Consider the following 12,441-nt stretch of genomic DNA (forward strand, 5'->3'; position numbering starts at 1 on the left):
CGGAGGAAACATGACTTACCGCAACGAATCTGCCTGGATCCAGCCGGCCGCGCCGGCCGCCGCGCCGCGCGCGACGCAGGCACGCTCGACCGCCGAATACCGCGCGCTCGACGCCGCGCACCACATCCACCCGTTCTCGGACATGGGCGCGCTGAACCGCGCGGGCAGCCGCGTGATCGTGAAGGCCGACGGCGTCTACCTGTGGGACTCGGACGGCAACAAGGTCATCGACGGGATGGCCGGCCTCTGGTGCGTGAACGTCGGCTACGGCCGCAAGGAACTCGCCGATGCCGCGTATCGCCAGCTGCAGGAACTGCCGTTCTACAACACGTTCTTCAAGACGACGCACCCGCCGGTGATCGAGCTTTCCGCGATGCTCGCGGAAGTGACGCCCGCCGGCTTCAACCACTTCTTCTATTGCAACAGCGGCTCGGAAGGCAACGACACCGTGCTGCGCCTCGTGCACCAGTACTGGCGCGTGCAGGGCAAGCCGCAGAAGAAATACGTGATCTCGCGCAGGAACGGTTATCACGGCTCGACGATCGCCGGCGGCACGCTCGGCGGGATGGGCTACATGCACGAGCAGATGCCGTCGAAGGTCGAGCACATCGTGCACATCGACCAGCCGTACTTCTTCGGCGAAGCGCAGCCGGGCGAGACACCGGAAGCGTTCGGCCTCGCGCGTGCGCAGCAGCTCGAAGCGAAGATTCTCGAACTCGGCGCGGAGAATGTTGCTGCGTTCATCGGCGAACCGTTCCAGGGTGCGGGCGGCGTGATTTTCCCGCCGTCGACCTACTGGCCGGAAATCCAGCGGATCTGCCGCAAGTACGACATCCTGCTCGTTGCCGACGAAGTGATCGGCGGCTTCGGCCGCACCGGCGAATGGTTCGCGCATCAGCACTTCGGCTTCGAGCCGGACCTGATCACGATGGCGAAGGGCCTGACGTCGGGTTATGTGCCGATGGGCGCGGTCGGGATCCACGAGCGGGTGGCGCGGCCGATCATCGACAACGGCGAATTCAACCATGGCCTCACGTACTCGGGCCATCCGGTCGCCGCGGCCGTCGCGGTCGCGAACCTGAAGCTGCTGCGCGACGAAGGGATCGTCGAGCGCGTGAAGAACGATACGGGCCCGTACTTCCAGGCGCTGATGCGCGAAACCTTCGCGCGTCACCCGATCGTCGGCGAAGTGCACGGCCATGGCCTCGTCGCGAGCCTGCAGCTCGCCGAATCGCCGGCCGAACGCCGCCGCTTCGCGAACGGCGGCGACGTCGGCACGATCTGCCGCGACTTCTGCTTCAACGGCAACCTGATCATGCGCGCGACCGGCGACCGGATGCTGCTGTCGCCGCCGCTCGTGATCTCGCGTCCGGAAATCGATGAACTCGTGTCGAAGGCGAAGAAGGCCGTCGATGCAACCGCCCAGCAACTGGGTATTTCGTAACGGCTTTGTCTACAGGCGTGCGGCGGGCGCCGCACGCCGCCATAACCAGGGGAACTCCACCATGCGTGCCTGCATTCTTCGCCAAGCCTGTTCCGTTGCCGCCCTCGCCGCCGCGGCAGCGTTCACGTCGGTCGCCAGCCCGTCGGCGCATGCCGCCGACGAGCTGAATGTCTACAACTGGTCCGACTACATCGCACCGGACACGATCCCGAACTTCCAGAAGCAGACGGGCATCCACGTCAAGTACGACAACTACGACAGCGACGACACGCTCCAGGCGAAGCTGCTTGCCGGCAGCTCGGGCTACGACATCGTCGTGCCGACGTCGAACTACATGGCCAAGCAGATCCAGGCCGGCGTGTACCAGAAGCTCGACAAGTCGAAGCTGCCGAACCTCGCGAACCTCGACCCGCTGCTGATGAAGATGATCTCGGATGCCGATCCGGGCAACCAGTACGGCGTCCCCTGGGCCTACGGCACGGACGGCATCGGCTACAACGCGCAGGCGGTGAAGAAGGCGCTCGGCGACAAGGCGCCCGTCGACAGCTGGGCACTGGTGTTCGACCCGGCCAACATGGAGAAGCTGAAGAGCTGCGGCGTGTCGTTCCTCGACCAGGCCGTCGACGTGTTCGCCGCCACGCTGCAATACATGGGCAAGGATCCGAACAGCAAGAACCCCGGCGATTACCAGGCTGCGTTCGAAGTCCTGAAGAAAGTCCGCCCGTACATCACCCAGTTCAACTCGTCCGGCTACATCAACGACCTCGCGAACAACGACGTGTGCGTCGTGCTCGGCTGGTCGGGCGACGTCGGTATCGCGCACCGCCGCTCGTCGGAAGCGAAGCGCTCGTACGACATCAAGTTCTCGAACCCGAAGGAAGGTGGCCTGCTGTGGTTCGACGTGATGGTGATCCCGAAGGATGCGCCGCACCCCGAGGCTGCACTGAAGTGGATCAACTACGTGTCCGATCCGAAGGTCAACGCGGCGATCACCAACACGGTGTTCTACCCGACCGCGAACAAGGCCGCGCACCAGTTCGTCACGCCGGCCGTCGCGCAGGACCCGACCGTCTATCCGCCTGAAGACGTGCTGAAGAAGATGGTGCTGATGAAGCCGATGCCGGCCGACATCCTGCGCCTCGAAAACCGTCTGTGGGCGCAGCTGAAAACCGGCCACTGATCGCGATGCATAACGGCGGCGCAGGCATCGCTTCACGCCTGCCCGCCTGAGATTCGCGGACCTCCGTCCGCCCGCGCGCGTCGCGCGCACTGTTCCATCCGGCACGAGCCGTTGTCCGCGAGTCGCGTTGCGCGCCTCGTGCGGGGACGCTCACGCCTGCAATCCGTGAAGAACGAATGGTGACTCCCATGCAATCGATACCCTCTTCCGCTGCTGCACGACAGACCCAACCGGCCACCGCGGCCCGTACGCAAAACGACGCGTTCGTGCGCATCGAAAACGTCGTGAAGAAATTCGGCGACAGCACGGCCGTCGACAACGTGAACCTGACGATCGCGAAAAACGAGTTGTTCGCGCTGCTCGGCAGCTCGGGCTGCGGCAAGTCGACGTTGCTGCGCATGCTCGCCGGGCTGGAAACGGCGACCTCCGGCAAGATCTTCGTCGACGGCGAAGACCTCGCGTCGCTGCCGCCGTACCGCCGACCGGTGAACATGATGTTCCAGTCGTACGCGCTGTTCCCGCACATGACGGTCGAATCGAACGTCGCGTTCGGCCTGAAGCAGGAAGGCACACCGAAGAACGAGATCAAGGAACGCGTGGCCGATGCGCTCGCACTCGTGCAGATGAGCAAGTACGCGAAGCGCAAGCCGCATCAGCTCTCCGGCGGCCAGCAGCAGCGCGTCGCGCTGGCGCGCTCGCTGGTCAAGCGCCCGAAGCTGCTGCTGCTCGACGAGCCGATGTCCGCGCTCGACAAGAAGATCCGCCAGAAGACCCAGCTCGAACTCGTGAACATCATCGAGAAGGTCGACGTGACCTGCGTGATGGTCACGCACGACCAGGAAGAGGCGATGACGATGGCGAGCCGCCTCGCGGTGATGAGCGAAGGCAAGATCGTGCAGATCGGCTCGCCCGGCGAAGTCTACGAATACCCGAACAGCCGTTTCTCGGCCGAATTCATCGGCTCGACCAACCTGTTCGAAGGGCGTGTCGTCGAAGATGAGCCCGACCATATCTTCGTCGAAAGCGACGACCTCGAAGCGCGCATGTACGTGAGCCACGGCGTGACGGGCCCGCTCGGGATGCCGGTCGGCATCTCGGTGCGCCCGGAACGCGTGCACGTGTCGCATGACAAGCCGGGTTCGAAACACAACTGGGCGCGCGGTGTCGTCACCGATATCGCGTACATGGGCAGCTACTCGCTGTATCACGTGCGTTTGCCGAGCGGCAAGACGGTCGTGTCGAACCTGTCGAGCTCGCACCTGATGACCGACAGTGCGCCTTCCTGGAACGACGACGTGTTCGTGTCGTGGTCGCCGGCCAGCGGCGTCGTGCTGACGCAATGAGGACGACACGATGAGAACCTCCGCTTCCACTCCGTCCGCGCCGGTGTCGACCGGCGCAGCAAGCACCGGCGCCGGCCGGTCCCGCCCGGGCCGCTTCACCGCGCTGTCGCGCCTCCTGCCGTCGGGCCGCAGCGTCGCGATCGGGGTGCCGTTCCTGTGGCTCGCAGTCTTCTTCGCGCTGCCGTTCGTGCTGGTGCTGAAGATCAGCTTCGCCGACCAGGTGATGGGCATCCCGCCGTACACGTCGCTCGTCGAGATGAAGGACGGCGTCGTGCACTTCGCGCTGCAGCTGTCGCACTACGCGTTCCTGCTGCAGGACGACCTGTACATCGCGACCTACCTCAGCTCGCTGAAGATGGCCGCCGTGTCGACGGTGCTGTGCCTGCTGATCGGTTACCCGATGGCGTACTACATCGCGCGCGCCGAACCGAACCGGCGCAACGTGCTGATGATGGCCGTGATGCTGCCGTTCTGGACGTCGTTCCTGATCCGCGTGTACGCATGGATCGGCATCCTGAAGGACGACGGCCTGCTGAACCACACGCTGATCGCGCTGGGCATCATCCACACGCCGCTGCGGCTGTACCACAGCGATGCCGGCGTCTACATCGGGATGGTCTATTCGTACCTGCCGTTCATGGTGATGCCGCTGTACGCGCACCTCGTGAAGATGGACCTCACGCTGCTCGAAGCCGCGTACGACCTGGGCGCCAAGCCGTGGGTCGCGTTCACGCGGATCACGCTGCCGCTGTCGAAGAACGGGATCATCGCCGGCAGCCTGCTGGTGTTCATCCCGGCGGTCGGCGAGTACGTGATTCCTGAACTGCTCGGCGGCGCCGACACGCTGATGATCGGCCGCGTGATGTGGGATGAATTCTTCAACAACATGGACTGGCCGATGGCGTCCGCGGTGACGGTCGCGATGGTGATGCTGCTGCTGGTGCCGATGGCGCTGTTCCAGTACTACCAGGTCAAGGAACTGGAGGAAGCGAAATGATCAAGCCGAGCAAACCGCTGTCGACGGGCGTTCTCGCCTTCGGCTTCCTGTTCCTGTACATCCCGATCATCAGCCTGGTCGTGTACTCGTTCAACGAGTCGAAGCTGGTGACGGTGTGGTCGGGCTTCTCGCTGAAGTGGTACGCGGCGCTGCTGGACGACGACGAGCTGCTGACCGCCGCGTGGCTGTCGCTGAAGATCGGCCTGCTGACGGCCACCGCGTCGGTCGTGATCGGCACGTGGGCGGGCTTCGTGCTCGCGCGCTTCGGCCGCTTCAAGGGCTTCACGCTCTACACGGGGATGATCAACGCGCCGCTGGTGATTCCGGAAGTGATCCAGGGCATCTCGCTGCTGCTGCTGTTCGTGGCGCTGGAGCAGATGTTCGGCTGGCCGAAGGGGCGCGGGATGCTGACGATCTGGATCGGTCACGTGATGCTGTGCGTGTCGTACGTGGCGATCATCGTGCAGTCGCGCGTGAAGGAGATGAACAAGTCGCTGGAGGAGGCCGCGCTGGACCTGGGCGCGACGCCGCTGAAAGTGTTCTTCGTGGTGACGCTGCCGCTGATCTCGCAGGCGCTGCTGTCGGGGTGGCTGCTGTCGTTCACGCTGTCGATCGACGACCTGGTGCTGTCGGCGTTCCTGTCGGGGCCGGGTTCGACGACGCTGCCGCTGGTGGTGTTCTCGCGCGTGCGGCTCGGGCTGAACCCGGAGATGAATGCGCTGGCGACGCTGTTCATCACGGCCGTGACGATCGGCGTGATCGTCGTGAACCGGATGATGATCGCGCGCGAGCGGCGCCGCGTGGCCGACATGAAGGCGGCGTTCGCGGTGGCGTGAGCCTCCCCTGTTCTTTTCATCGATAACAAGACCCGCGCGCCGCACCCTGCGGCGCGCAAACCAATCGCACTTTGACTGGCGCACGACAAGGAGAATCCGCAATGAAGAAGAAACTGATCTGCCTGCTGGTGGCCGGCGCGTTGCCGGGCATCGCGCTGGCCGACTCGACATCCGCCGAGATCAAGGCGCTGCAGGCGCAGGTCGCGGCGCTGCAGAAACAGATGAAGGCCATGCAGGCGCAGCTCGCCGCGAAGCCGGGCGGCGCCGCTGTCGCGCAGGCCGGTGCGAAGTCCGGCGCGGCGCCGGTTGCGGTGGCCGTCGATCCGGGCTCGCCGGATTACGGCAAGGCGCAGGCCACGCTGACCAACGACGAGGTCGGCGAAATGAAACAGCAGATCGCGAACCAGCAGCTGAAGGTCGACTCGCTGACCGACGCGGCCAACACGGGCCCGCTCGCCGGCCTGTCGGTGACGGGCTACATCGATCCGACCTACATCTACAATCGCGCGGCCGGCACGTCGTCGTTCCTGTTCGCGAACCACGAGAGCGCGTACAACTACTTCAACAGCACGTTCGGCGACCTCTACCTCGACATCAAGAAGACCTTCGGCGTCGGCCCGATGGCGCCGTCGGCCGAGATCACGCTGATGCCGAACCGCGGCAACGGCATCACGCTGCTGCAGAACTCGCGCGGCAACATCGGCAACAACATCCTGAACACGGCGGTCGTCAACGTGCCGATCAGCGCGACGACGACGCTCGTCGCCGGCCTGATCCCGAGCTTCGGCGGCTACGAGGTGCAGCAGTCGAACCAGATGCTCACGCTCACGCACAACCTGCTGTACGACTTCTCCGATCCGGGCAGCTACATCGGTGCCGGCGCGAACTACACGAAGGGCAACTGGGCGTGGAAGTTCTTCCTCGGCAACGAGCAGTACCGCACGTACGGCTCGGTCACGCAGACGGGCACCAACGCGCTCGGCGATCCGATCAGCACCAGCAACAAGGTGCCGACCTTCACCGCGCGCGCGGACTACACGTGGTCGAGCGCGCTCGACATCGGCGGGTCGTTCAACATCGGGCGGCAGACGCTCGCGAGCGCGATCGACTCGAACGGCGTCGTGCACTACGGCCCGGGCGGCAACGCGCCGAGCGCATACGGCTCGTTCTTCTTCGGCGAACTCGACGCGACCTACACGCTTGCCGATATTCAGTACAACGCCGAAGTCGACTACGGCAGGCAGGATCATGCGGCGTTCAACGGCGGGCTCGCGCAGTGGTACGGGCTGTCGCTGCTCGCGCACCGCAAGTTCAACGCGCCGGTGGTCGGCCGCATGGGCGTGACACTGCGCTACGATGCGCTCGTCAACAGCAAGAACGGCGGCGGCGGCGGCGGTATCGCGCTGAACGGCAACGGGATGGATCCGAGCAACGGCTTCGGCGTCGATTCGGACTGCCTCGCGACGTCGAAGGCCGGCGGCGGCCTCGGCTTCGAGTGCAAGGGCGCGATCCGTCAGGACGTCGCGCTCGACCTGCTGTTCTATCCGACCCAGCAGATCACCGTGAAGGTCGAATACCGGCACGACTGGGCGAACAACAAGGTGTTCCTGCGCAACGACGGTTCGTACAGCAAGTCCAACGACCTGCTCGCGACGCAGTTCATCTATTCGTTCTGACGCAGCACACGCGGGACGCCGTGCCGCGCGCACGGCGTCCCGTGCCGTTTTTGCCGGCCGGATCGCGGTGCGTCGCGCACCGTCTGCCGGCCGTACCGAAGGAGTCGATTTGATGACGCAGTCTTTCACCCGCCGCGCCGATGCGCTCGCGCGCGACTCGTACTACGAAGCGACGGCCACGCGGCCCGTGGTCGATGACCCTGTGCTCGACGCTACGATCGACGTCGACGTCTGCGTGATCGGCGCCGGCTTCGCGGGCCTGTCGACGGCGCTCGATTGCCGCGCGCGCGGGCTGTCCGTCGCGGTGATCGATGCGCACCGGCCCGGCTGGGGTGCGTCGGGCCGCAACGGCGGCCAGGCGATCACCGGCTTCGCGAAGGACGAGGAGATCGAGCGGCAGCTCGGCGCCGACGGCGCGCGCGCCGCGTGGTCGCTGTCGCTCGACGGCGTCGCGCTGATCGCCGAGCGGATCGCGCGCTACGGAATCGACTGCGACTTCACGCGCGGCTACCTGACGGTCGCGACGAAGCCGCGCCGCATCGACGACCTGCGTGCGTGGATGAACGCCACGACGTCGCGCTGGGGCCATCCGTCGCTCGCGTGGCTCGACACCGGCGAGATCCGCGCGCGCATCGCATCGACGCGTTACCTGGCCGGTGTGCACGATCCGGTGTCGGGCCACCTGCATCCGCTCAAGTACTGCCTCGGCCTCGCCGACGCCGCGCGCCGCGAAGGCGTCGCGCTGTATGCGCACACGCCCGCGCTCGACATCGTGCGCGGCGCGCGGCCCGTCGTGCGCACGCCGTCGGGCGAGGTGCACTGCCGCTTCGTCGTGTCGTGCTGCAACGCGGGCCCCGGCGGCGTGCTGCCGGCCGCGACCGCCGCACGCATCGCGCCGATCGCGTCGTACATCATCGCGACCGAGCCGCTCGGCCAGGCACGCGCCGACGCACTGATCGCGCAGCGCGAAGCCGTGTGCGACAACAACTTCTTCCTCGACTATTTCCGGCTGTCGGCCGACCACCGGATGCTGTTCGGCGGCCGCGCGAATTCGGCCGGCGCGTCGCCCGCGACGCTCGCCGAAACGATCCGGCAGCGCATGGTCGGCGTGTTCCCGCAGCTTGGCGACGTGCGCGTCGACCACGCGTGGGGCGGCTTCGTCGACGTCACGCGCAACCGCGCGCCGGATTTCGGCGCGCTCGATCCGAACTTCTTCTACGTCCAGGGTTTCAGCGGGCACGGCGTCGCGCTCACCGGCATCGCCGGACGCGCCATTGCCGGCGCGATCGCAGGCGACACGCGCGCGTTCGACCTGTTCGCGCGCCTGCGTCACCGGCGCTTCCCCGGCGGCGACGCATGGCGGCAACCCGCGCTCGAACTCGGGATGCTGTACCACCGCGTGCGCGAGCTGTTCTGAGCCCTCTTTCTCCGTTCTCCTGACCATGCAGACATTCGCCAACCAGCCGCACGTCGCCTCCTACTATGCGGCGACCGCCAACGACACGACCCGCCACGCGCCGCTCGCCGGCGCGACCGACGCCGACGTGTGCGTGATCGGCGCGGGCCTCACGGGCCTGTCCGCCGCGCTCAACCTCGCCGAGCGCGGCCATTCGGTGACCGTGCTCGAAGCGTCGCGGGTCGGATGGGCGGCAAGCGGCCGCAACGGCGGCCAGTTGATCGGCGGCTTTGCGTGCGACATCGACACGTTCGGGCAATTCATGCCGGAAAGCGACGTGAAGCGCATCTGGGACATGGGACTCGAAACGCTGTCGCTCGTGAAGTCGCGCATCGCGCAGCACGACATCGACTGCGCGCTGGTGACCGGCTACCTGACCGCCGCGAACACCGAACGCGACGCGGATGCGCTGAAGCGCTGGCGCGACGAAGCCGCGAAGCGCTTCGGCTACGACCGCTTCCACTTCGTCGAAGCCGACGAACTCGGCGACTACGTGCAGTCCGACCGCTATTGCGGCGGCCTGTACGACCCGGACAGCGGCCACCTGCATCCGCTCAACTACACGCTCGGCCTCGCCCGTGCGGCGACCGGCGCGGGCGTGCGCATCCACGAGGACAGTTGCGTGACGCGCGTGCGCGACGTCGCGGGTGGCCACGTGGTCGAAACGAGCGGCGGCAACGTACGCGCACGTTACGTCGTGCTCGCGTGCAATACCTACGTCGGCACGCTCGCGCCCGCGCTGTCGAAGAAGATCATGCCGGTCGGCACCTACGTGATCGCGACGGAACCGCTCGGCGAAGCGCGCGCCGCCGCACTGATGCCCGCGCGCGCGGCGATCTGCGACAGCCGCTTCGTGCTCGACTATTTCCGGCCGGCGCCCGACACGCGGCTCGTGTGGGGCGGCAAGGTCAGCTATTCGACGCGGCAGCCGCGCGATCTCGCGGCCGCGATGCGCGCGGACATGCTGAAGACGTTCCCGCAGCTCGCGGACGTGAAGGTCGACTACGCATGGGGCGGCTTCGTCGACATCACGATGAACCGCGCGCCGCACTTCGGCCGCGTCGCGCCGACGATGTACTTCGCGCAGGGATTCTCGGGGCACGGCGTGAACACGACCGCGCTCGCGGGCAAGCTGATCGCCGAGGCGATCGACGGACAGGCGAGCCGCTTCGACCTGTTCGACAAGATCCGGCATCGCGACTTCCCGGGCGGCGAGGCACTGCGCACGCCAGCGCTGGTGCTCGCGATGAGCTGGTATCGATTGCTCGACGCGTTCGGCGTGCATTGAGCCGCGGCGCCGCGCCGGCCGCTTTCCGCATTTCTCCGGCTGCTTCGACGCAAAACGGCCGCGCACCTGACGTGCGCGGCCGTTCCGTTTCGATGCCCCGGTGCAGCAGGCGGCCGGTGTCGATCAGTCGGTACCGTACTTCGGCGAATGCGGCCCGTAGAGCAACCCGCTCGGCGGCCCGGCCGACAACAGCCGGTTGCTCGTGAACGCGGCGACGTCGTGGCTCTGATCCATCAGCGTGTTCGCGACCTGCTTGACCGCGGCCACCACGAGCATGCCGATCAGGCTGCCACCGCCGTTGTTGCCGCCCTCGTCGCTGCTCGCGCTCGCCCGGCCCTGCCATAGCACGTCGCCCGTGCGCAGGTCGACGAGCTTCGCGGACGCGGACACGACCGTCGCGCTCGCGAGAATCCGGTACACGGTGCCGTACTGCGAAACCTTCGAATACAGCGCGGCATCCGCGCCGAAGATTTCGCGCAGTTTCGCGGGCGACGTTTCCTGGATCTCGGCCGCGTTGGTCAGGCCGTTCTGCTTGAACGTCTCGTCCATCACCGCGACCGGCACCACGTAATAGCCGGACTCGGCGAGCGGCAACGTCATTTGCGACAGCACCCCGTAGGTCGCACCGACATCGGAAGTCTCGTTGATCGGCGGCAGCACGAGGATCGAGCGCGGCTGGCTCTTCTTGAACGCCGTGTAGTCGGGTCGTTTCACCGGCTGCGCGCACGCGCTCAGCAGCGCGACGAGCGACAGCACGGACATCAGCTTGAATGAGAGAGTCTTGAACATGGCGGGTGCGTCACTGTTTGGCGGAATTCGAATCGGCGTTCTTCTGGCCGGCGATCGTCTGGTCGGCGCCCTTCTGCCCGGCAGCCTTCTGATCCGCGGGTTTCGCTGCGCCGGTTTTCTTCTTCAGCAGGAAATCCATGTAGGTCGACGATTCCGGGAACAGCTGCTTCTCGGCCTGCAGTTCCTGCTCGGCCTGCTGCTCGTTGCCGACGCTCGCATACAGCATCCCGAGATGTGCATGGAAGCCCGGTGGCGGCGTATGGCCCTTCCCGCGGATCTCCTGCAGCGCCTTTTCGAGCGCGTCGATCTGCTCCTGCGGCGACTTCTGCCCCTTGAAGTATTCGTACACCTGCGGCTGGTAGCCGGTCCACTGATAAAGCGGCGGCGTGGAGCTCGCGCAGCCGGCGAGCAGCAATGCAGCTGCCGTCGCCGGCAGCCAGTTACCCCGTTTCATGGTCTTTTCTCTTTTGATGTCGTGGTGAATCGGTCGAGCGCGACGCCGGCCCCGGCGCCCGCTGCGGCACGTACTTCGAATCTCGCCGCGGTACTTACTGCGGTACCTTCAGCGCCCCGGCGTCAACCTGGTCGGCCAGATGGTTCACGGCTTCCTGGATCGCGAGGTCCAGCACCTTGCCGTTGAGCGTCGAGTCGTAGCCGGCCGTGCCGCCGAAGCCGATCACCTCGCGGTTCGACAGGCTGAACTCGCCCGCGCCCTGGCTCGATGCGACGACTTCCGACGTCGTCGTGTCGACGATGTTCAGGCTGACCTTCGCGTACGCGACCTGCGTCTTGCCGCGGCCGAGGATGCCGAACAGCTGGTGATCGCCGACGTCCTTGCGGCCGAACTCGGTCACGTCGCCCGTCACCACGTAGTTCGCGCCTTTCACGGCCTGCGCCTTCTTCATGAAGCCGGCTTCCTGCTTGATCTCGTCGAGGTTCTCGCGATCGAGCACGTTGAAGCGCCGGCTCTGCTGCAGGCGCGTGACGAGGATCGTCTTCGCCTGTCCGCCGAGACGGTCGATGCCGTCCGAGAAGATGCCGCGCATGTAGCTCGAGCGGTTGTCGAACTTGCCGACCGCGATCGCAACGGGTTTGCCTGCATAAGGCTTCTGCGCGCTGCTCACCACCGGCACGTCGAGCGTGCGCGACGATTCGGTCGCGCAGCCGGACAGCGCTGCGACGACGGCGGCTGCCACGAGTACAGTGCGTCGTGTCTGGATTTTCACTGCTGGTCTCCTTGCGTGGGAAGATTGCCCGGAACGGGCGTGTCGGTGCGAACGTGCGCGCATCGACGCGGCGCACGGACGGCCTGATTCATCGCCGGACTGGCGACTTCGACATTCGAAGGAAAGGTGCGCGCAACAGGCGTGTTGCGGCGAAAAGCGGAAAGGCGGCAGAACACGCGACATGCGCGTGCGCGCCCGTTACCCCG

At 66.2% G+C, this 12,441-nt stretch carries 11 protein-coding genes; 8 read left to right on the forward strand and 3 right to left on the reverse strand.

The genetic code is table 11. The features are described 5' to 3' along the window. The first annotated feature begins 10 nt into the window (after positions 1 to 10). The 8 genes from ABD05_RS05005 to ABD05_RS05040 all read left to right on the forward strand — a co-directional run bounded on the left by ABD05_RS05005 (position 11) and on the right by ABD05_RS05040 (position 10,220). Positions 11 to 1,444, forward strand: a complete 1,434-nt coding sequence (locus ABD05_RS05005) for an aspartate aminotransferase family protein (RefSeq protein ID WP_047899215.1) — start codon at positions 11 to 13, stop codon at positions 1,442 to 1,444. 61 nt (positions 1,445 to 1,505) lie between these two features. Next, positions 1,506 to 2,624: a polyamine ABC transporter substrate-binding protein gene (locus ABD05_RS05010; protein WP_047899216.1), complete on the forward strand. Its 1,119-nt coding sequence runs from the start codon at positions 1,506 to 1,508 to the stop codon at positions 2,622 to 2,624. Between the two features lie 188 nt (positions 2,625 to 2,812). After that, positions 2,813 to 3,967: an ABC transporter ATP-binding protein gene (locus ABD05_RS05015; RefSeq protein WP_047899217.1), complete on the forward strand. Its 1,155-nt coding sequence runs from the start codon at positions 2,813 to 2,815 to the stop codon at positions 3,965 to 3,967. Positions 3,968 to 3,977: 10 nt separating this feature from the next. After that, positions 3,978 to 4,964, forward strand: a complete 987-nt coding sequence (locus ABD05_RS05020) for an ABC transporter permease subunit (protein ID WP_047899218.1) — start codon at positions 3,978 to 3,980, stop codon at positions 4,962 to 4,964. Then, positions 4,961 to 5,800 (forward strand): ABC transporter permease subunit, encoded by an 840-nt coding sequence (locus ABD05_RS05025; RefSeq protein WP_047899219.1) that lies wholly within the window; start codon positions 4,961 to 4,963, stop codon positions 5,798 to 5,800. Before ABD05_RS05020 ends, ABD05_RS05025 begins: the two co-directional genes overlap by 4 nt. A 101-nt stretch (positions 5,801 to 5,901) precedes the next feature. Next, positions 5,902 to 7,476 carry a DUF3138 family protein gene (locus tag ABD05_RS05030; protein ID WP_047899220.1) on the forward strand — a complete coding sequence of 525 codons (1,575 nt, stop codon included), beginning with the start codon at positions 5,902 to 5,904 and terminating at the stop codon, positions 7,474 to 7,476. A gap of 112 nt (positions 7,477 to 7,588) precedes the next feature. Next, positions 7,589 to 8,893: an NAD(P)/FAD-dependent oxidoreductase gene (locus tag ABD05_RS05035; protein ID WP_047899221.1), complete on the forward strand. Its 1,305-nt coding sequence runs from the start codon at positions 7,589 to 7,591 to the stop codon at positions 8,891 to 8,893. A gap of 25 nt (positions 8,894 to 8,918) precedes the next feature. Then, positions 8,919 to 10,220 (forward strand): NAD(P)/FAD-dependent oxidoreductase, encoded by a 1,302-nt coding sequence (locus tag ABD05_RS05040; protein WP_047899222.1) that lies wholly within the window; start codon positions 8,919 to 8,921, stop codon positions 10,218 to 10,220. A gap of 123 nt (positions 10,221 to 10,343) precedes the next feature. Here ABD05_RS05040 and ABD05_RS05045 read toward each other — a convergent pair whose 3' ends face one another. The 3 genes from ABD05_RS05045 to ABD05_RS05055 all read right to left on the reverse strand — a co-directional run bounded on the left by ABD05_RS05045 (position 10,344) and on the right by ABD05_RS05055 (position 12,229). Next, entirely contained in the window at positions 10,344 to 11,009 is a 666-nt protein-coding gene (locus tag ABD05_RS05045; RefSeq protein WP_047899223.1) for a DUF799 domain-containing protein, read from the reverse strand. A gap of 10 nt (positions 11,010 to 11,019) precedes the next feature. Beyond that, positions 11,020 to 11,463: a DUF4810 domain-containing protein gene (locus ABD05_RS05050; RefSeq protein ID WP_047899224.1), complete on the reverse strand. Its 444-nt coding sequence runs from the start codon at positions 11,461 to 11,463 to the stop codon at positions 11,020 to 11,022. A gap of 94 nt (positions 11,464 to 11,557) precedes the next feature. Next, positions 11,558 to 12,229 carry a CsgG/HfaB family protein gene (locus ABD05_RS05055; RefSeq protein ID WP_193389172.1) on the reverse strand — a complete coding sequence of 224 codons (672 nt, stop codon included), beginning with the start codon at positions 12,227 to 12,229 and terminating at the stop codon, positions 11,558 to 11,560. Positions 12,230 to 12,441 lie beyond the last annotated feature (212 nt).

Origin of the sequence: Burkholderia pyrrocinia (genome assembly GCF_001028665.1) — a bacterium.
In the GTDB taxonomy this organism is placed as follows: Bacteria; Pseudomonadota; Gammaproteobacteria; order Burkholderiales; family Burkholderiaceae; genus Burkholderia; species Burkholderia pyrrocinia.

Excerpts from the sequence above, each read along its gene's own strand:
- ABD05_RS05020 (WP_047899218.1), top strand. The coding sequence starts at position 3,978 with ATGAGAACCTCCGCTTCCACTCCGTCCGCGCCGGTGTCGACCGGCGCA.
- ABD05_RS05035 (WP_047899221.1), top strand. The coding sequence starts at position 7,589 with ATGACGCAGTCTTTCACCCGCCGCGCCGATGCGCTCGCGCGCGACTCG.
- ABD05_RS05015 (WP_047899217.1), top strand. The coding sequence starts at position 2,813 with ATGCAATCGATACCCTCTTCCGCTGCTGCACGACAGACCCAACCGGCC.
- ABD05_RS05030 (WP_047899220.1), top strand. The coding sequence starts at position 5,902 with ATGAAGAAGAAACTGATCTGCCTGCTGGTGGCCGGCGCGTTGCCGGGC.
- ABD05_RS05005 (WP_047899215.1), top strand. The coding sequence starts at position 11 with ATGACTTACCGCAACGAATCTGCCTGGATCCAGCCGGCCGCGCCGGCC.
- ABD05_RS05010 (WP_047899216.1), top strand. The coding sequence starts at position 1,506 with ATGCGTGCCTGCATTCTTCGCCAAGCCTGTTCCGTTGCCGCCCTCGCC.
- ABD05_RS05050 (WP_047899224.1), bottom strand. The coding sequence starts at position 11,463 with ATGAAACGGGGTAACTGGCTGCCGGCGACGGCAGCTGCATTGCTGCTC.
- ABD05_RS05045 (WP_047899223.1), bottom strand. The coding sequence starts at position 11,009 with ATGTTCAAGACTCTCTCATTCAAGCTGATGTCCGTGCTGTCGCTCGTC.
- ABD05_RS05025 (WP_047899219.1), top strand. The coding sequence starts at position 4,961 with ATGATCAAGCCGAGCAAACCGCTGTCGACGGGCGTTCTCGCCTTCGGC.
- ABD05_RS05040 (WP_047899222.1), top strand. The coding sequence starts at position 8,919 with ATGCAGACATTCGCCAACCAGCCGCACGTCGCCTCCTACTATGCGGCG.